Below are 20,042 nucleotides of genomic sequence, written 5' to 3' on the forward strand. Positions count from 1 at the left end.
CTTTAACAAAAATTTTAATTAAACAGTAAATTTTTCCTAATGCAAAGACATTTATCCACAATCAAGAAACTGGCTTATCCGCTATTCACAGTTTTATTACTTACGGGATGTAAGAATGAAAATAACAATCAGCAGGTTGAAGAAATTAATGAGGAAACCAATGACACCATTCCTGAATTTGCTTCAGAACCACTGGTAAAAGATAATTATACTGCCGATCCCTCTGCACACGTATTCGAAGGCAAAATATATGTTTATCCTTCCCATGACTGGGATTCAGGAATACCTGAAGATGATACGGGTGCTCATTTCAACATGAAAGACTACCACGTTTATTCTATGGATAGTGTAGGTGGCGAAGTTACAGATCACGGTAAAGTGTTAGATGTGGAAGATGTAAAATGGGCTTCCCGACAAATGTGGGCACCAGACGCTGCTGAAAAAGATGGTAAATACTACCTCTATTTCCCTGCAAAAGACGAAAATGACATCTTTAGAATTGGTGTTGCTGTTGGGGATTCCCCTGCCGGCCCGTTTGAACCACAAGATGAACCTATTGCAAACAGCTATAGTATAGATCCTGCAGTTTATAAAGATACTGACGGAGCCTATTATATGTATGTTGGTGGAATTTGGGGAGGACAGCTACAACGCTACCGCAATAATGAATACCAGGGAGAAGAAGATGTGTATCCTGCAGATGACGAACCTGCTCTTATGCCAAAAATTGCCCGTATGAGTGATGATATGCTTGGATTTGCTGAAGAACTACGTGATGTACAGATCCTTGATAAAGAAGGTAACCCACTTACCACAGGTGATAATGAAAGGAGATTCTTTGAAGCAGCATGGGTTCATAAATATAATGACACCTACTATTTCTCCTATTCAACCGGAGACACTCATAACATTGCTTATGCAACAGGAGATAGCCCTTATGGCCCCTTCACTTATCAGGGTGTGGTCCTTGAGCCTGTATTGGGATGGACAAACCACCACTCCATTGTAGAATATAATGGTAAATGGTATTTGTTCTATCACGACAGTTCTCTTTCTGGCGGAAAGACTTACTTAAGAAGTATGAAGGTAGCAGAATTAAAACATAATGAAGATGGAAGCATTGAAACCATCAGCGCTTATGCCAATGAAAATGCAGAGTAACCTTCCAAAAATGACATTTTTCAGAACTTTTCTTGCGCTGTTAATTTTCAGCAGTTGTTCCATTGCAGTTTTTGGGCAGGTAAAATTACCCAGGCTCATTAATGACGGAATGGTTCTTCAGCGAAATAGTGAAGTAAAAATATGGGGATGGGCTTCTAAACAGGAGCCCATTTCAATTTTATTCCTGGGCAAAGAATACGAAACAGTTGCAGATTCCGAAGGGAAATGGTCAATTTCACTAGACGATCTAAAAGCCGGAGGCCCTTTTGAAATGAAAATCAAAGGCAACAATACAATCCAGCTAAAAGATATTTATATTGGGGATGTATGGCTTGCCTCGGGACAATCAAATATGGAGCTCCCAATGTCTCGCGTTGCACCTTTATACCCAGAGGAAATTGCAACAGCATCCAATGAAGCCATCCGCTATTTTGAAGTCCCTAAAACCTATAATTTCAATGAAGCCAAAGAAGATATTGAAGGTGGGGAATGGATCCCGGTTGCTTCAAACACTATTGAAAAATTATCTGCAGTAGGTTATTTCTTCGCCAAAGACCTTTACGAAGAATATAATATACCCATTGGCATAATTAACTCGGCACTTGGAGGCTCTCCTGCGGAAGCCTGGATAAGTGAAGATGCACTAAAAGAATTCCCTGAGCATTACAGGGAAGCGATCAGGTTCCAAAGTGAAGATCTACGAGATAGCATTGCAACTGCCGATCAAACCCGTATAAGAAATTGGTACAGCGAAACCCAAAAGAAGGATGTAGGCCTTAAAGAGAACTGGAAAGCAGCAAATCTCGACGACTCTTCCTGGAAAACTATGGATATTCCCGGTTATTGGGCCGAAACAGATCTTGGTCCTAAAAATGGGGTTGTATGGTTTAGAAAGACAGTTGATCTTAAGGAAGACCAGGCTCAAGGAGCGGCTAAACTCATATTAGGACGTATCGTAGATGCGGATTCAGTATTCGTAAATGGAAAATTTGTGGGCAATACCACCTATCAATATCCACCACGACGTTATGAAATTCCAGAAGGTGTATTAAAAGCCGGGGAGAACACCATTAGCATTCGTATTATAAATGAAGGGGGACGTGGAGGTTTTGTAGAAGAGAAAGAATACAAACTCATTACAGGAGAAGAAGAGATAGACCTTACCGGCACCTGGAAGTTTAAACTTGGAGCCGAAATGCCACGTTTACGGGGGCAAACCTACATCCGGTGGAAACCTCTTGGGCTGTACAATGCCATGATCAATCCTTTAATTGATTATTCCATAAAAGGGGTGATTTGGTACCAGGGAGAATCCAATGCAGATACCCCGGGAGAATATCAGGCTCTTATGACTACGCTCATTAAAGACTGGAGAAACAAATGGAATAAGGAAAATCTACCTTTTCTTTATGTTCAACTCGCCAACTTCATGGGAACCAAAGATCAACCGGCAGATAGTCACTGGGCGAGATTAAGAGATGCCCAGTTAAAAACCCTGACTGTACCTCACACCGGAATGGCTGTTGCCATAGATGTGGGAGAGTCGAATGACATCCACCCTTTAAACAAAAAAGATGTGGGAGAGAGACTGGCAAGAGCGGCAAAAAAGGTGGCTTATGGGGAAGATATAGTTCCTGCAGGTCCTTTATATAAGTCCTTTTCAAAAGAAGGAGATTCTATAGTGATCTCTTTTGAAAATGTAGGAGATGGCCTGGTATCCAAAAATGGCAAATCCCTGTCCTATTTTTCCATTGCCGGAAAAGATCGAGAATTCAAATGGGCGCAGGCTGAAATCAGGGGAGATAAGATCGTGGTATATCACCCCGAAATTAAAGATCCCGTAGCAGTCCGTTACGCCTGGGCAGATAACCCGGAAGGTGCAAACCTCTACAATAAAGATGGTTTACCTGCATCTCCTTTTAGAACCGATGACTGGGAGTTTGCTCAATAAGATATAGCAATCCTCAAAATTACAAGACCATCATTAGAGAATCCTGTTTCTCAATGATGGTCTTGTGCTTTAGAAATGAATTAGCCCTGTATTTAAAAGGCAATAAAGTTGATTTGTTACCTAATGAAATACACCTTTAGAAAAATCCTTTAACTATTTCTGAAGTGGTCCATGAAGTCATCGGGGTGTGCGCCTGTTCGTTCTTCCCTGTCTAAGGCATCTATTCGTCGCATATTTTCTTCAGAAATCTCGAAATCAAAAACATCTGCGTTCTCAAAAATGCGGTTTCTGTGAACACTTTTTGGAATGGTTACCACTCCTTTCTGAAGGTCCCAACGTATAACCAGTTGAGCAACAGTCTTTCCATATTTTTTAGCAAGCTCCTTCAGGAGAGGATTTTTAAAGACTTCTCCTCTCATTAAAGGCGACCAGGCTTCATATTGGATTTGGCTCCGTTTGCAAAAATCGATCAATGACTGCTGTACCAGCCTGGGGTGGAATTCATTTTGCAGAACCATAGGCTTTATGCTGCAATCATTCAAAATGTCCTTCAGTTGATGTTCCAGAAAGTTTGAAACACCTATAGCTTTCACTTTTCCTTCAGAATACAACTTTTCCAGGGCTTTCCAGGTTTCAACATATTTTCCCGGCACCGGCCAGTGTATCAGATAAAGATCAATGTAATCGAGTCCCAGCTTCTCCAGAGATTTGTCAAAAGCTTTAAGCGTTTCTTCAAAACCCTGATCATCATTCCACACCTTGGTGGTGACAAAGATCTCTTCACGGGGGATTTTCGAACTTTTAATAGCTTCCCCTACCCCACTTTCGTTCTCGTAAAAAGATGCAGTATCTATATGCCTGTACCCGGCGTCTAGCGCATGATGTACAGACTCAATGACCTCACTGCCTTCTTTGGCCTTATAAACTCCAAGTCCAAGGACCGGCATAGTAACGCCATTATGTAAGGTGGTAGTTCCATTTATATTTCCAATATCCATTGTATCTCTTTTACATCTTCAAATTAATAGCACTCAAAAATGGCATTTTTCAACCTCTTTTCTGAAACTTCTTTACCAGAATAATCAAATACTTCAGAAAAACAAAGCTGAAGATCTATACCCCAGCCTATGCTTTTACTGAAAATCTAAAACTAGTTTTACTGAAATAGATCTCTCCTGGTTCCAGTACTACTGAAGGGAAATTCTCCTGGTTTGGGGAATCGGGATAATGTTGTGTTTCAAAACAGAGACCACTCCTCTTTTCATAAAATCCTTTACCATACTGAAGTGGCAAAGTGCCGTCAAGGAAGTTTCCGGTATAGAGCTGCATTCCGGGTTCGGTAGTGTATACCTTTAACAGCCTTCCCGACTCGGGGTGAAGTGCCGAAGCTGCGAAACGCAGTCCGTTCTCCGGGTTGTTGATCACCCAGGTATGGTCATAGCCGTTGCCCCTTTTTAGTTGCTCATGCGCCGCATTAATTTCTTTCCCGATTGCTTTAGGTTCTCTAAAATCAAAAGGACTTCCTGTTACAGTTGATAATTCCCCGACAGGAATGAGATTTTCATCTACCGGCACAAAATCATCTGCATTGACTTGAACTTGATGATCCAATATGCTGTTGGTAAAGTCACCAGACAAATTGAAATAGGCGTGCTGGGTAAGGTTCACTATAGTTCTCCTGTCGGTAGTAGCTTTATATTCCACATCTAAAGAATTATCTTCAGTAAGGGTATAGGTCACTTGAGTTTCCAGTCGCCCGGGATATCCCTCTTCCATGTGATCACTAATGTAGGATAGCACCAGGCTGTTTGGGTCTAAAAACTCTTTCACCTTCCACACCACCTTATCAAATCCTTTGTCCCCGCCGTGCAAATGATTTACCCCATTATTTTGAGCGAGCGTGTATTCCTGCCCGTCAAGGGAGAATTTTCCTTTGGCAATACGATTACCATAACGCCCAATAAGAGCTCCTAAAAAAGGATTTTCTTCCATGTATTGCTCCAGAGAATCAAACCCCAAAACCACATCTTCAAAAATGTCATTTTTATCGGGAACTTTTAAAGAAGTAATACGACCACCATAAGTAATGATCTTCACTTCCATTCCCGGTTCATTTCGAAGGGTAAACTGGTCTACCTGTTCCCCTTGAGGGGTGACTCCATATTTTTCTTTATGCATTCTTACTCTTACTTCTTTTGATAAACCTCATCATTTCCTGAATATTTAAACCAGTCGAAAGAAGCTTTGTTTTTAGATGCTTCCCCGTTTGAAGTAGTGTACATCCCAAGATTAGCACCTACAAATCCGCCTGCCACTCTGGTACTCAAGTATTTTCCGTCCAGTTCGCCGCCAAGGTTTTCCCATTCCGATCCGGTTTTGTAAAAGAACTTGTATTCATCTTCATCAAATTCCACTTTAAAATCGATCTCTTTGGCTGAAGAATAAAGTTTCTTGCTCGCAAGTAATTCTTCTCCGCCCTCATTTCCCTTATAAAGCTGCACTACAGGGGAATTTCCCTCATAAGATTTAGCTATAAAATAAAAGTGGGATTCATTCTGAAATGCTATCAACCCGGCTTTCTCGTTGGTTTTTTTAGTTTCAAATTCCAATGATACTGCCGCCTCACCGGTTAAATGTTGCTGGCGATGTGATATAAAACTCGGGTTAGAAGTACCCGAAGCCGTTTCGGGTCTCGTCTTCATGACCAGGTAACCATCCCGCTCGTTTAAGTCGTACCATTTTTCTTTTGGATTCCGAAGAAATAACCAGTGAAATGCCAGTTCCTTCTCATTAAAATCTTTTTTAAACACAAAATTACCATTCAGCGGAAAAAGATCTTTATTTAAAGTCACACCTTCAGGAAGCGGATATTCATATTTAATCTCCTCACCTCCCAGATCAAAAATTGGCCAGTCATTTTCCCATTTTACAGGGGTCATAAAAGTCTCTCTTCCGGTGTTGTAAAAATCCCCTTCATAAGGACGTACGGCTAGGAAAACCCCATACCAGTCACCATTTGGGTGCTGCACAATATCGGCATGTCCCGCTGAAGTAATGGGATTTGGCCGGTCGGGATCAAGGTGTCGCTGCGTAAGGATAGGATTCTCTTCATAAGGAATAAATTCATCGTCAATATTCCTGTTCCTGTAGATCATTTCGGAATGGTTTACCGCAGTACCTCCTTCGGCAGTCATCAGGTAATAATAGCCATTCAATTTGTAAATCCTGGGACCTTCAGCCCAAACCGGTTTGGTAGAAATATCGACTCCGCCGTTCACCAGAATACGGTTTTCTCCTACAGTTTTCAGGTTTTCTTTATCAAATTCCATCATGCGTATGGTGCGGTGACCATCGTATAAAGGCTCATTATTTGGAGGGTCACTGTTATACACGATATAGGATTTCTCCTCGTCAAAGAACAAACCGGGATCAATTCCCAGCACTTCAGGTAGCCACACGGGATCACTCCATGAACCTGCGGGATCTTCGGCAGTCATTACAAAATTTCCTTTACCGTCCACAACTGTACAGGTGAGGTAAAAGATTCCATTATCATAACTAATATCGGGCGCGAAAATAGCACGGGAGGTTCCAAAGCCTTCCAGGTCAATTTGATCTGGCCGGTCAATTACATTGCCTATCTGCTTCCAGTTTACAAGATCTGTACTGTGGAAGACCGGGATTCCCGGGTAAAAGGCAAAGGTGGAATGTACCATATAGAAATTTCCGTTACCATCATCGGTAATTGCAGGATCGGGATACCAACCTGCCAGAATTGGATTCTGAAATGTCTCCTGGGCGCCCACCATAAAGAATGAACCTAAAATAAAGAGGCCTGTAAAAAGCCATTTTTGAAACCTTAGTCGAAGAATATTTTTCATGAAGTACAGCGTTATTTCTTTATTTTCTACTAATTACCTTCACAGAAGCTTTTACAATGGCTTCAGCATTTAACCCGTATTTCTCCAAAAGCTGTTCAGGAGTTCCACTTTCTCCAAAAGCGTCATTAGTGGCCACAAATTCCTGAGGTGCAGGATGATTTTTCACCAAAGTACGGGCAATGCTCTCACCCAGGCCGCCCAGGTAGTTGTGTTCTTCGGCAGTCACTACACATCCTGTTTTTTTCACCGAGGCAAGCACGGCTTCTTCATCAAGAGGTTTTATGGTGTGAATATTTATCACCTCAGCACTTATGCCTTTTTCTGCAAGTTGTTCCGCAGCCTGAATTGCTTCCCAAACCAAATGGCCTGTGGCAATAATGGTTACATCATTCCCTTCCAGTAAATGGACTGCTTTTCCTATCTGAAACTCTTCATCGGCCGGTGTGAAATTAGCCACTTTTGGCCTTCCGAAGCGTAAATACACAGGGCCCTGGTGCTCTGCAATGGCAAGGGTTGCTGCTTTAGTTTGATTGTAGTCGCAGGTATTGATCACCGTCATTCCCGGCAGCATCTTCATAAGCCCGATATCTTCAAGGATCTGGTGAGTAGCCCCATCTTCCCCAAGGGTAACCCCTGAATGTGATGCACAGATTTTCACATTCTTATCTGAATAGGCAACACTTTGTCTTATCTGGTCATACACCCGTCCTGTGGCAAAGTTGGCAAAGGTTCCGGCAAACGGGATCTTTCCTCCAATGGTAAGTCCGGCAGCGATACCAATCATATTGGCCTCGGCAATTCCCACCTGAAAAAAGCGTTCAGGATTCTCGTCTATGAAATCCTGCATTTTTAAAGATCCTACCAAATCTGCACAAAGAGCAACTACATTTGGATTTTTACGTCCCAGTTCAGTGAGCCCATCTCCAAATCCGGAGCGGGTATCTTTTTTTCCTGTATCTGTATATTTTTTCATAAGCCTTCCCCGACCCCTCCAAAGGAGGGGAGATGGGCGTGTATTTAATTAATAATAATTTTCATTTTTTGTTCAAGTAAGCTCCTCCCATTGTGGAGGTTGGGTGGGGCTAATAATCTCCTAAAGTTTCCGGATTTTGAGCAAGAGCTTTCTCCAATTGCTCATCATTTGGCGCTTTGCCGTGCCATGCATGTGTATGCATCATGAAGTCTACACCGTGCCCCATTTCAGTATGCATCAGGATACAAACAGGTTTACCCTTTCCTGTACGGGCTTTAGCCTCATTTAGACCGTTGATCACCTGCTTTAGATCATTCCCGTTTTCAATTTCAAGTACATCCCATCCAAAGGCCTCAAACTTCGCCCTTAGATTTCCCATAGGCAGAACATTATCTGTACTTCCGTCTATCTGTTGCCCGTTAAGGTCTATTGTAGAAATTAAATTATCCACTTTATTGCCGGCAGCATACATAATGGCTTCCCAGTTCTGCCCTTCCTGCAGTTCTCCATCTCCGTGAAGCGTAAACACTAAATGAGAATCTTTATTTAGCTTTTTTGCCTGCGCAGCACCAATGGCTACAGACATTCCCTGCCCCAAAGAGCCAGAGGCAACCCGTATTCCCGGTAAACCTTCATGAGTAGTAGGATGGCCTTGCAGCCTGGAATTGATAAGCCTGAAGGTATTCAATTCTTCTACAGGAAAGTATCCGCTTCTGGCAAGTACGCTATAGAAAACCGGGGAAATATGCCCGTTAGACAGAAAGAAAAGATCCTCTCCAATTCCATCCATATTAAATTCAGGATTGTGTTGCATCACTTCCTGATAAAGTGCAGTAAAAAATTCTGTGCATCCCAATGATCCTCCGGGATGACCAGAATCTACTTTATGAACCTGACGTAAAATATCGCGACGTACCTGTGTCGCAAAGTTTTCCAGTTGTTTTATATCCATAACCGTTTAATTAAAAGATTTTGCATCCTCCAGGAACTTGGCCAGTCCGCTATCGGTAAGAGGGTGTTTTAAAAGTCCGTCTATTGAAGAAAGAGGCCCTGTCATTACATCTGCCCCAATTTTAGCGCAATTAACCACATGCATGGTATGTCTTATGGAAGCCGCAAGGATTTGTGTCTCAAATCCATAATTGTCATAGATCTGACGAATTTCTGCAATTAACTGCAGCCCATCGGTAGAGATATCATCGAGCCTTCCCAAAAATGGCGATACATAGGTTGCTCCTGCTTTTGCAGCCAGTAAAGCCTGCCCTGCTGAAAAAACTAAGGTGCAGTTAGTGCGTATTCCTTTATCTGAAAAATATTTGATTGCCTTAATGCCCTCTTTGATCATAGGGACTTTCACCACGATTTGGGGATGCAATTCTGCCAGTTCTTCCCCTTCCTTTACAATTTCGTCAAAGGTGGTGGCGATAACTTCCGCAGAAACATCACCATCTACGATCTCGCAAATATCTACATAGTGTTTCAGAATATTATCTCTTCCTCTTATGCCCTCTTTAGCCATTAAAGAAGGATTTGTGGTTACTCCATCCAGAACTCCCAGTTCCTGTGCCTCCCTTATCTGATCGAGGTTGGCAGTGTCAATAAAAAATTTCATATCTAAGCTTTCTTAAAAATTCAAAATCTGTGATCAACCTACTTGTTGTCATTTTTACTATAAGGCAATATAAAAAATTTTAATGACATTTATGATCTCTTTAGGAAAAGATTCATGAGAGAATATGTAAGTCTGAACTTCTATTTTTGGAAAGAAAGCTCCTCCAAAACGAATTAATATAGTTCTGCACGCACTTTTGTAAACATTCCGTGCTTCAGAAACAACAGGGACAAAAAAAGGCTGCCCTTTCCGGGCAGCCTTGGTAATTTTTCTAAACTCTGCTTATTAGTCTAACTTTCTAAAGTTTCCTTCGGCATCAAATTCTACTTCTGTACCGTCAGAAAGTTCGATTTCCTGCTCATTGTCATCTTTTTCCCAACCTACTACCTGGGCATTTGCATGATTAGCACTTAAATAAGTTGCAATCTTAGCAGGCAGTACAGAAGCTGGAATGGCCTCTCCATTTGCACTGTCGATTTCAACAATATTTCCGTTTTCATCAAAATCCAGTTTTAGGCCATTAGAAAGCACTACTTCATACTTGTCATCTTCCCATATTTGCCAGTTACTGTTCTCATCTACTTTTACCACAGAAACTGAGGAAAAATGCTGATTGACATAGTCTTGTGCAGTACTGGGCAGGTTTCCTGTATTTGACTGGGCATACATTCCAATTGAGAATAGCGCGCAAAACGCTGATACAACTACTTTTTTCATAACTTGTTTTTTTAATTTGACACAAAACAAGTACCTAAAACTGGAAGAAATTAGGAAAGACTAATTTTCGTAATCCTAAATCTTTCCCAATTTCAAGGCTACTTTTGAAACTATGAAGATCCTGATTATAGAAGACGAAAAAGATATGAGGCAGAATATGCAGGCCACTCTTGAGAAAGAAAATTTTCTCGTTGAGCCTGTAGCTACTTATAAGGAAGCTATGTCTAAAATAGGAGTTTACGATTACGATTGTATTCTCCTTGACATTGGTCTGCCCGATGGTAACGGCCTTGAAATCCTCAAAACCCTCAAAGAAAAAGGTTATAGTGATTCGGTCATTATTGTTTCGGCTAAAGATTCTATAGATGATAAAGTGCATGGTCTCGAACTGGGGGCCGATGATTACCTGCCCAAACCTTTTCACATGGCCGAGCTCAATGCCAGGGTCAAAGCTGTGCTGCGACGGCGAAAAATGGAAGGTAACAACCTGCTTGAAATTGCCAACGTTACCATAAACATCAATAACCACCAGGTGAGCGTTGATGGAGAAAGCCTGGAATTAAACAGAAAAGAGTTTGATGTGCTGTTCTATCTTTGCACCAACCAAAACCGACTGGTAAGCAAATCGGCTCTGGCCGAGCACGTTTGGGGCGATTATATTGACCAGACCGATAATTTTGACTTTATCTATTCCCAAATCAAAAATCTGCGGAAGAAGCTATGTGACAAAAATGCCGAAATTGAGATCAAAGCAGTCTACGGAATAGGTTATAAGCTCCTGGTTCCATGAAACTGCTCAACTACACCACCACCTACTTTGCCGTTATCCTCATTTTTTTGCTGGGGCTGTGGGCCCTAATTTTTTATTTTGAAATACTTGACGAGATCTACGACAGCATGGATGACGGGCTCGACAATCAAAAAATGCTGATAATAAGGCAGGCTAAAGAAGACCCTTCCATACTTTCAAAAAATGCTTTTGAAGATGGAAATTATATCATCACCTCCACCACACCTCAACACAGCCGCAGTTTTACTGATGCATACCGCGACACGCTCATGTTCATGGAAAATGAAGACGAATATGAACCTGTACGGCTTTTAGAAAGTGTTTTTCAGCAGAACGGGCAATACTACAAAATCAAGGTAGTCACTTCGATGGTCGAAGAAGATGACCTTCGGAAAGAGCTGTTCTTTTCTTTGATCTGGCTCTACCTGGGCTTGATCCTCACCATTCTTGTGCTGAATAATGTACTTCAGAAGAAAGCCTGGAAGCCATTTTACAAGCTGCTCCACCAACTTGAAAAATTCAGCATAGAAAAAGACAGAAAGATCAAATTTGAAACCACTAAAATTGAAGAATTCAAGTTACTCAATGAAAGAGTAGATCGACTTCTGAAAAAATCTGTAGAAAGTTACAAGAGTCAGAAAGAATTTATTGAAAATGCCTCGCATGAGTTGCAAACGCCATTGGCTATAAGCATCAATAAGCTCGAATTAATGGCCGAAAATGCCAATCTGCCTCCTGCACAAATGGAAGAACTGGGAACTGTGCTACACAGCCTGGAAAGGCTTACCCGCCTCAACAGGTCGTTGTTATTACTTTCGCGGATTGAAAACAGACAGTTTGAAGCCAAAGAAAACATCGCCTGGAATGACCTGGTAAAACAAATTATAACAGAATTTGAAGATTTTGCAGAACACCAGCAAGTAAAAATATCCTTGACTGAAGAAGCTCATATTGAACACACCGGAAATAAAGACCTGGCCGGAATCCTGGTTTCAAACCTCCTCAAAAATGCCATTTTTCACACCCCTTCCGGAACTGCAGTTGAAATAAAGATCTCTGCAAAAGGAATAGAATTTATAAATCCAGGGAGCGCTCCTCTCGAAAAGAGCAAGATCTTCAGCAGGTTTAAAGGAGGGGAAAAAGAAGATTCCACTGGACTCGGCCTGGCAATTTCGAAAGCTATAGTCGAAAAAATGAACATGGATCTTACCTATAACTACACCTCTCAAAACCACATTTTTACCATATTCTTTTAAAGTTCCCAATTCTTTCCAGTTTCCTTCCTCAATTTAGTTGAAAAGAATAAAAGTGAATCTAAGAAGTCTCTTCTTACTGCTATTGAGCATTTTTTTGCTGTCATGCGACAACGACGACTATCCGTACGCGAAAGTGCCGTCGGTAGTTCGCAATGCATTCTGGATCCAGTACCCTGATGCTGCAGATGCAAAATTTATCCAGCTGGATGAAAATTATGAGGTAGAGTTTGAAATAGATGAAGAGGATGGTTCAGCGGTGGTTAATCCCTCGGGCAATATTGTTAAAGAGAAAAGAGAAATTGAATGGAATGACCTTCCCGCTGGGGTGCAACAAACCCTGAGAAAGACCTATGGACAAAAGAAAATAGAAGATCCCGAACTGGTAAAAATTGGCGAAGAAATTCACTACCAGGTAGAAGTGAGCAGGTTTTTCATAGATGAAGAGATTGTGCTCACCGCTGCGGGTAAAATAGATACTAACCTGAATTACTGGAAATAAAAAAAATCATGAAAAAGATCATTTTTGGAATACTGGTACTGGCCGTTGCGGGCGTTGGTTATTTCTCTTTTAAAGAAAAACCTTCGGGAGAATACAGTGAAGAAAATTACAAAATACTTCAGAAGTGGGATCTGCCCGAAGTTCTCAATGAAATTTCAGGCATAGCATGGATTGGAAATAACCGTGTAGCCTGTGTACAGGATGAAGATGGTATTATCTTCATTTATAACCTTAAAACTTCAGAAATAGAAGGGCAAACCTCATTTGGCAATGGTGGGGATTATGAGGGTATAGCCGTGATCAAAGACGACGCTTATGTACTGCGAAGTGACGGGGTGCTTTTTGAAGTTAAAGGTTTTACAGGAAAAAATCCGCAGGTGCAGAAGCATGTGACCGAAGCCAATAATTTCAGCAAAATTAACCTGGAAGGTTTGTGTGCCGATCCCGAAAATAATCGCCTTCTACTGGCCGTAAAAGAAGGTAAAGACTTTGATGAACAAAAAGGGGTTTACGTATTCAACCTGCACAAAAAAGATTCAAATAAAGATCCGTTATTTATGCTTCGTCTTTCAGATCCTGTTTTTAAGACGGTAAAGACAAAGCTGAAGGAAAAATTCTCTCCCGGAGAGATTGGGGTTCACCCCAATACTGGCGAATATTATATTCTTGACGGCACCAGGCCCAAGCTTCTCATCACCGAAAAAGACGGTACTCCAAAAGAACTATTTATGTTCAAGCCACAGGATTTCGGGAATCCCGAAGGGCTGACCTTTAGTTCCGACGGAGATCTTTATATCTCAAATGAAGCGGAAGATGCTCCTGCCAATATTCTTCAAGTTTCCCTTAACCACAAAAACAAATAATAGACTAATGGTAACCTTCCTGTAAAACAGGACGACCAGAGTCTTTAATGAAATAAGCCTCCCCAACACTATGGAAAATCAATCAATTGAAACTTCATCGGTAAAGCAGAGTAAATTACCGCTTTACATTTCGGCTGCTATCGTAATATCTGTCGTTCTTGCTTATTTTTTCATTCCTGGCGTGCAGTCCTGGCTTTCTGAAGCCTGGAATGTACTTACCAGCGACGATAACGAGAGGATAAAGGCCTGGGTGGGGAATTTTGGCTGGTTTGGCCCGGTGGTTTTGGTCTTAACGATGATCGCGCAAATGTTTCTCCTGGTGATTCCCACTATTGCTTTAATGGTAGTTTCCGTTTTAGCATACGGCCCCATTTGGGGAAGCGCAATTATACTTGTTTCGGTATTTTCGGCCTCGTCTGTAGGTTATTTTATTGGAAGGTACTTTGGTCCTGTGATCGTGGAAAAACTCATTGGGCAAAAAAATGAAAAAAAGATAAGCGACTTTATTGATGATTACGGGTTTTGGGCAGTGATCGTAACGCGTCTCAACCCATTTCTTTCCAATGATGCCATTAGCTTTGTAGCAGGTATTCTCAAAATGGGATATTGGAAATTCATTGGGGCCACTATGGTAGGGATTGCACCACTCACCCTTTTTATTGCCATTATTGGTAAAAGTACCGATGCTCTAAAATCGGGATTATTATATGGTTCAATTATCAGTTTAATCCTGTTTGGTTTATATGTTTACTGGGACAAAAGAAAAAGAAATTCTACAAGTAAATCTCACGCCTAAGCCATGAAAACACTAAGTGGAAGCAGATTAATAGCTCTTGTTCTTTTCTTTTTTTCAGGTTTAAACCTGATGTATGCGCAAGATCCTCAATCCTGGTTGTATGAAAATGAATTTGAAGTGTCTATTCCTGTACAGGAGAGATGGTCTATGGAAGTGGGCTTCGGAAACCGCGGGTTGCTTCAGGAGCGGGCCGATGGGGAAAAGACATCTGGCTATGAACACCAGCATGTTGAACTGAATTATTTCAATAACTACAAGCTTCAGGAAGCTACTGTTCTAAGCCTTGGCCTGAGGTACCGCTTTAACGAACTCTTTGATGCTGATGAAACGAATGAATTCCGAATTATTGAACAGCTGGAGCTAAAGCCTCTTAATTCGGCCTTATCTCACCGGTTTCGGCTGGAGCAGCGGTTCAGGGAAGAAGTGACCCACAGGGCACGTTATAAATTGGAATTTTCACGCCCCCTAAATAATATTTTCTCTTTTGAAGCCGCTACAGAAGCCATTTATGCGGTTACTGTTCATGAAAAACCTGAAGCAGAACAGCGGTTCTCCATCGGGATTGAAAACAGCTCCTTCAACAACCTGGATCTTGGCCTGAGTCTGGAATACAGAATGGAAGATTATGCAAGAAACCTGGCCCACGAATTCTTTATTGCCACAGGACTATCGCTGTCACTTTAATTTCCGGCGATTAAGTTTGCCTGAGTTATTCTGCTTCGATCTTTTATAAAAACCAAATCCTATAGAAATACTAAACTTTCACGATCATTTCTTCAATTTAAAAGCTATGCTTACATTAGAATAGCGGTCATATTTTTTCAGGGGACATTTTGATCTATCTGTACCTTTTTGATTCCGCAGTAAAAAGATCCGGAAATGAAGGTAGACAAAGAAACCGAAGAAAAAGAAATAGAAGAGATTCTTGAAGATGAGAAGGTGCAAAAAGCCCTTTCTGAAACCGATAAGCCAACAAAAAAAACTCCCGGCCAGCGGAAGGAAATCTTCCTCTTAATTGGGTACACTATCTTGATAGTCGTTGTAGCAGGCCTCCTTAACTTCCTGCTTGAAGCAGGTTACCTGCCAATTTCTGAGAAGTATTTTCCTTTGGTGAAAAAATTGATCTTAGGTACCATTCTGGTCACTGCTGTATTATTTCTGAATAGTCTTCTCCGAAAAATTGTAAACAGAAAAGTAGATGACAGGGCGAGCGCCTACAATTTTAAAAGCCTTATCAATTTTATAAGCTTTGCACTTATCACCCTGGTGATCATCTCGCTGGTCTTTTCCAATTGGTACGCTACCTTAGTCTCTTTTGGAGTTGTATCATTGATTCTGGGTTTGGCTTTACAAAATCCGTTAACAAGCCTGTTTGGCTGGGTTTACCTTCTTCTTCGGAAGCCTTACGAAGTTGGTGACAGGATAAAAATCGGCAATGTGTATGGTGATGTGATGAATGTGGGTTATTTTGACACAACGCTGTGGGAATTTAGAGGTGATTATCTCTCTGGCGATCACCCCAGCGGAAGGATAATTAAATATGCTAATTCCAAAATTTTTAGCGAATACGTGGTCAATTACTCCTGGCCACTATTCCCGTTTATATGGAATGAGGTTAAATTTTATGTTTCCTACGACAGTGATTTCGATTTTCTATCGCGCGTAGTGACCAATATCGCCGAAGATGAAATAGGAGAAGCAATGATGAGACGGGTTAAGAGACTGAAAAAAATCCTTGCAGATTCTATGATCCAGGAACTGGAAATCAAAGAGAGACCTTCAGTAATCTTCAATGCCCATACCAATACGTGGATTGAAGTGACCGTGAGGTTCCTGGTGCAGCCAAAGCATTCGGGCCCCACTAAATCCCTGCTGTTCACACATATCATGAAGGAATTAAAACAGCATCCGGAGAAAGTGATTTTTCCGAATACGAAAAGATAACCGGGAAAATACCTTTCAAAAATGGCATTTTTGAAACCTTAGTCAGGAGAACTTTTAATGCACATTCAGACCCCAAAGAAAACCGCTTTCCCTACTAAATTATCTTCCGTTTTCCTCCTTCCCTCCTCCTGCACAAAATTTTCTTTATCTTTTCTCTTCTAAACCTGTCTTTATGACCTTTGTTCAAATCGTCAGCATTCTGGGAATGATCCCGTTGTTCTCCATGAGGACTTTCCTTCCGGCATTTCTTGCTGCGCTTTTTCTAAGATATCCCGAATACTTTCCCGGCATGGGTGATATCGTAGCGCCTGCACAAGATGCTTATATCACCAAAGATTGGGTTCTATTTACTTTGGGAGGATTAAGCCTGCTTGAGATCGTAGGAGATAAAAGCACCGAGATAAGAAATTTTATAAAAGATGCTGAAACTTATCTTAAACCTCTCATCTTTTTTATCATTAACCTCAATTTACTGGATGAATCTTCTGTAAAAGTGCTTGAAGAAGTGCAGTGGGCAGCAATTGATCCCCTGTGGATCCTTTTACTTTTCGGAAGTCTTTCAGTTTACTGGCTGTCCGGATTAAGACGCGATTTTATCACATTTTTGGAAGATATTGATGAAGATGACAATTTCTATCTAAGCCGCATAAGCAGCTGGCTGGAAGACAGCCTGGTGCTCTTCGGATTTTTACTGCTTATCTGGCTCGGCCTGGTCATGGTCGCAATTTATGTGGCAGCCATAGCGCTGTTCATTTTTGTGAAGAAAAGAACCGAACGCAAACTTGAAAAACAAAAACAAACCTGTCCTAATTGCGGGGAAATTAACCTGCCTTTTGCCGTAAAGTGCTACAACTGCAAAACGCCGCAGCCTAAGGTGCACAAAATTGGTATTTTTGGTCAGCGAAAAGAAGACCTGGTCACCAACCTTGAAAAACATCGGCTCCACCTTGCCTCCCATCGCAAATGCCCGAATTGTGGCAACAAATTGAACAGCATCAAACTTTTTCAGGAATGCGGGAGTTGCGGCTCCACCCTGTTTGATTCTCCAACTCCGGCAGAATACATCAAATATCAGGATAAAAGGTTCTATAAGCTCACGGGGCTTTCCTTTCTCCTGGGATTTATTCCCATTATTGGTTTTGTGGTAAGCGCAGTGCTTGCAAATGTTTATTTATTCTCCCCATACAGGAGGTATATTCCAAAAGGCAAATCTTTTTTCACCAAAATCTGGATCAAATTTCTCACTTTCCTGTTTTTTATCTTCGGAATTGCTTTAGGGTTCATTGCCGCACCGGTTTACATCATCTTGAGATACTTCCTCTGGAAAAGGCGTTTTGTTGGGAGAACTTCGGAAAGTGTGAGGAGCTAAGAGATGAAATGCCTACTTCAGAAATACCCTGGTCTGGTTCAGGAAAATCCAGATCCAAAATGCCATTTTTGACACCCTTATAAACCCTGTCTGTTTCCGAAGGAAACATTTGCTTCAATCTCTATTTTGAAGTATATTATGAACTTAAGAAATTGACTTAAATTTTAATCATTTATTCTCATGAAAAGAACTCTTACGATACTCTTATTTCTCATCACCCATGGCATGATTGCCCAGCAAAATGTGCTTACCCCAGAGGATGTAGCCAAACTGGAATACGTCACAAATGCGGTGATGGCTCCAAATGGCGATAGAATAATCTACCAAAAAGTTGTCCCCGAAGATCCTCTTCTAAAGAACGCGGCAGCCAGTTCACATCTATACGTTTATAACGTAAAATCGGAAAATTCTACGCCTTTGGTGACAGAATACAGCACCTCAAATTTGAGGTACAGGCCGGGACAGAACAGCATTACTTTTTTGACCCGTCAAAAAGGGGATTCTGCCACTTCCCTTTACGAGATCCCGGTTGGAGGTGGAACACCACAAAAGATCTTTGAATTTGAATCTTCTATTTCATCATACGACTGGCATCCACAGGGACAAAAACTGGTTTTTACATCCCGGGTTTCGGAAGATGATACAGAATCAAAACTACCTTATCAACCCGAGATATACGAAACCAATCTCACTAATTCTTCTGCTTTTGTAGCCGATGTAACCGGGGGCAGCCCAAATAAATTGGAAGTAGAAGGAAATGTAACCGGAGCACAATGGAGCCCCGACGGAAAGCAGCTGGCCGTTAGTGCAGCTCCGTCTTCGCTGGTAGACGATTTTTACACAAGCCAAAAGATCTATATAGTAAATCCGCAAACGCTAAAAGTCTCTTCAGAAGTTACCCATAAGGCAAAATTGGGCGGACTCAAATGGAGCCCGAATTCAGAAAAAATCGCATTTATTGCCGGAAAGGACGAGAACGATCCAATTGATGGGCGAATTTTTGTTGTTGACGCTACAGGCGGCACTCCGCAGATCCTGCAACAGGATTTTGAAGGCATGTTTCACGACCTGCACTGGATCGACAATAAAACCCTTGGTTTTCTTGCCAGTGAAGACGTTTACAGCAGCATTGGTACGCTAAAACTAGACGGTATAATGAAGAAGGTTTACAGTGACAACAACGTAAATATCACCACCTTTTCACAAAATGAGAAAAATGAGATAGCTTTTGTTGGAAATACTGCTCAACACCCCGGAGAACTCTTTCTTTTGAAAAAAGGGGATTCTGATGCCAAAAAACTTACTGATTCAAATCCGTGGTTAAAAGATGAAACATTTGGAGCGCAGGAGGTTATTACTTACCGCGCCTCTGATGGTTTGAAAATACAGGGCATTCTTATTCATCCTGTAAATAATTCTGAAAAAAATCCTTTGATCACTGTGGTTCACGGTGGGCCCGAAGCTCATTATGACAATGGCTGGCTTACCAATTACAGCATGCCGGGGCAGGTAGGTGCCGGTGAGGGCTATGCAGTATTTTATCCTAACTACAGAGGAAGTACCGGCCGCGGAGTAGATTTTGCCATTTCCAGCCAGGGAGACCCAGGCGGAAAAGAATTTGATGATATTATTGATGGAATAGATTACCTCATTGAAAATAAAAATGTAGATGGAGACAGAGTTGGCGTCACCGGCGGATCGTACGGTGGATACGCTACGGCCTGGATGTCTACCCGTCATACCGACAGGTTTGCTGCAGGCGTAATGTCGGTAGGAATAAGTAACAATATTTCAAAGTGGGGCACCAGTGACATTCCGGAAGAGATGTTTTTAGTGCATAGCCGAAAAAGGATTTGGGATGACTACCAGTTCTTTTTAGAACGCAGTCCTATCTTTTATGCAGACCAGGCGGACACCCCTCTTTTGATCCTGCACGGGAAAGAAGATACACGTGTAGACCCGGGGCAGTCTTATGAGCTGTACCGCCACATCAAGACCAGGACCGACACTCCCGTAAGGCTTGTACTTTACCCCGGAGAAGGTCATGGAAACCGAAAAGCTACCGCGAGGTATGACTTCAACCTAAGAATGATGCGTTGGTTTGAGACATTTCTGAAAGAGAAAGGCAACGAGATGCCTGACACACAACTGGATCTGTCTGAGAAATAGAGATCAAAAACGCTGGAAGGTGGTGTAAAAGAAGAACCTGCTAAAATCCAGAAGCTTTATG

Annotated in this window: 18 protein-coding genes; 11 read left to right on the forward strand and 7 right to left on the reverse strand. The window is 41.7% G+C overall.

Going from position 1 to position 20,042, the window contains the following annotated elements:
- The first annotated feature begins 39 nt into the window (after nucleotides 1–39).
- Both OQ279_RS07310 and OQ279_RS07315 read left to right on the forward strand, forming a co-directional pair.
- A complete protein-coding gene (locus OQ279_RS07310) occupies nucleotides 40–1,161 on the forward strand; it encodes a glycoside hydrolase family 43 protein (RefSeq protein ID WP_266069211.1) in 1,122 nt (373 codons plus the stop codon).
- Nucleotides 1,112–3,112, forward strand: coding sequence for a sialate O-acetylesterase (locus OQ279_RS07315; RefSeq protein ID WP_266069212.1), 2,001 nt, complete (start codon nucleotides 1,112–1,114; stop codon nucleotides 3,110–3,112). Before OQ279_RS07310 ends, OQ279_RS07315 begins: the two co-directional genes overlap by 50 nt.
- Nucleotides 3,113–3,261: 149 nt before the next feature.
- Here OQ279_RS07315 and OQ279_RS07320 read toward each other — a convergent pair whose 3' ends face one another.
- The 7 genes from OQ279_RS07320 to OQ279_RS07350 all read right to left on the reverse strand — a co-directional run bounded on the left by OQ279_RS07320 (nucleotide 3,262) and on the right by OQ279_RS07350 (nucleotide 10,295).
- Nucleotides 3,262–4,110 carry an aldo/keto reductase gene (locus OQ279_RS07320; RefSeq protein WP_266069213.1) on the reverse strand — a complete coding sequence of 283 codons (849 nt, stop codon included), beginning with the start codon at nucleotides 4,108–4,110 and terminating at the stop codon, nucleotides 3,262–3,264.
- A 127-nt stretch (nucleotides 4,111–4,237) separates the two neighbouring features.
- Entirely contained in the window at nucleotides 4,238–5,290 is a 1,053-nt protein-coding gene (locus tag OQ279_RS07325) for an aldose epimerase family protein (protein ID WP_266069214.1), read from the reverse strand.
- 8 nt (nucleotides 5,291–5,298) lie between these two features.
- A complete protein-coding gene (locus tag OQ279_RS07330; protein WP_266069215.1) occupies nucleotides 5,299–6,993 on the reverse strand; it encodes a glycoside hydrolase family 43 protein in 1,695 nt (564 codons plus the stop codon).
- A 19-nt stretch (nucleotides 6,994–7,012) separates the two neighbouring features.
- Entirely contained in the window at nucleotides 7,013–7,966 is a 954-nt protein-coding gene (locus OQ279_RS07335; protein ID WP_266069216.1) for a transketolase family protein, read from the reverse strand.
- 109 nt (nucleotides 7,967–8,075) lie between these two features.
- On the reverse strand, nucleotides 8,076–8,918 hold the full coding sequence (locus OQ279_RS07340) for a transketolase (RefSeq protein WP_266069217.1): 843 nt from the start codon (nucleotides 8,916–8,918) through the stop codon (nucleotides 8,076–8,078).
- A 6-nt stretch (nucleotides 8,919–8,924) separates the two neighbouring features.
- Entirely contained in the window at nucleotides 8,925–9,578 is a 654-nt protein-coding gene (gene fsa, locus OQ279_RS07345) for a fructose-6-phosphate aldolase (RefSeq protein ID WP_266069218.1), read from the reverse strand.
- Nucleotides 9,579–9,863: 285 nt separating this feature from the next.
- Complete coding sequence (locus OQ279_RS07350) at nucleotides 9,864–10,295, reverse strand: PepSY-like domain-containing protein (protein ID WP_266069219.1); 432 nt, start codon at nucleotides 10,293–10,295, stop codon at nucleotides 9,864–9,866.
- A gap of 112 nt (nucleotides 10,296–10,407) precedes the next feature.
- Between OQ279_RS07350 and OQ279_RS07355 the strand changes: the two genes are divergently transcribed.
- From OQ279_RS07355 to OQ279_RS07395, 9 genes are all read left to right on the forward strand, one after another.
- Complete coding sequence (locus tag OQ279_RS07355) at nucleotides 10,408–11,085, forward strand: response regulator transcription factor (protein WP_266069220.1); 678 nt, start codon at nucleotides 10,408–10,410, stop codon at nucleotides 11,083–11,085.
- Nucleotides 11,082–12,341, forward strand: a complete 1,260-nt coding sequence (locus OQ279_RS07360) for a sensor histidine kinase (RefSeq protein ID WP_266069221.1) — start codon at nucleotides 11,082–11,084, stop codon at nucleotides 12,339–12,341. Before OQ279_RS07355 ends, OQ279_RS07360 begins: the two co-directional genes overlap by 4 nt.
- A 52-nt stretch (nucleotides 12,342–12,393) precedes the next feature.
- The gene (locus tag OQ279_RS07365) at nucleotides 12,394–12,840 is read left to right on the forward strand and encodes a hypothetical protein (protein WP_266069222.1); all 447 of its coding nucleotides are present in this window, start codon (nucleotides 12,394–12,396) and stop codon (nucleotides 12,838–12,840) included.
- Between the two features lie 8 nt (nucleotides 12,841–12,848).
- Nucleotides 12,849–13,703 carry a hypothetical protein gene (locus tag OQ279_RS07370; protein WP_266069223.1) on the forward strand — a complete coding sequence of 285 codons (855 nt, stop codon included), beginning with the start codon at nucleotides 12,849–12,851 and terminating at the stop codon, nucleotides 13,701–13,703.
- A 70-nt stretch (nucleotides 13,704–13,773) separates the two neighbouring features.
- Nucleotides 13,774–14,499 (forward strand): TVP38/TMEM64 family protein, encoded by a 726-nt coding sequence (locus OQ279_RS07375; RefSeq protein ID WP_266069224.1) that lies wholly within the window; start codon nucleotides 13,774–13,776, stop codon nucleotides 14,497–14,499.
- A 3-nt stretch (nucleotides 14,500–14,502) separates the two neighbouring features.
- Nucleotides 14,503–15,183, forward strand: coding sequence for a DUF2490 domain-containing protein (locus OQ279_RS07380; protein WP_266069225.1), 681 nt, complete (start codon nucleotides 14,503–14,505; stop codon nucleotides 15,181–15,183).
- 195 nt (nucleotides 15,184–15,378) lie between these two features.
- Complete coding sequence (locus tag OQ279_RS07385) at nucleotides 15,379–16,443, forward strand: mechanosensitive ion channel family protein (protein ID WP_266069226.1); 1,065 nt, start codon at nucleotides 15,379–15,381, stop codon at nucleotides 16,441–16,443.
- Between the two features lie 172 nt (nucleotides 16,444–16,615).
- Nucleotides 16,616–17,812, forward strand: a complete 1,197-nt coding sequence (locus tag OQ279_RS07390; RefSeq protein ID WP_266069227.1) for a zinc ribbon domain-containing protein — start codon at nucleotides 16,616–16,618, stop codon at nucleotides 17,810–17,812.
- A 180-nt stretch (nucleotides 17,813–17,992) separates the two neighbouring features.
- Nucleotides 17,993–19,981: a S9 family peptidase gene (locus OQ279_RS07395; protein WP_266069228.1), complete on the forward strand. Its 1,989-nt coding sequence runs from the start codon at nucleotides 17,993–17,995 to the stop codon at nucleotides 19,979–19,981.
- Nucleotides 19,982–20,042: the final 61 nt, after the last annotated feature.

The organism is Salinimicrobium profundisediminis, assembly GCF_026241755.1.
GTDB classification, from domain to species: domain Bacteria; phylum Bacteroidota; class Bacteroidia; order Flavobacteriales; family Flavobacteriaceae; genus Salinimicrobium; species Salinimicrobium profundisediminis.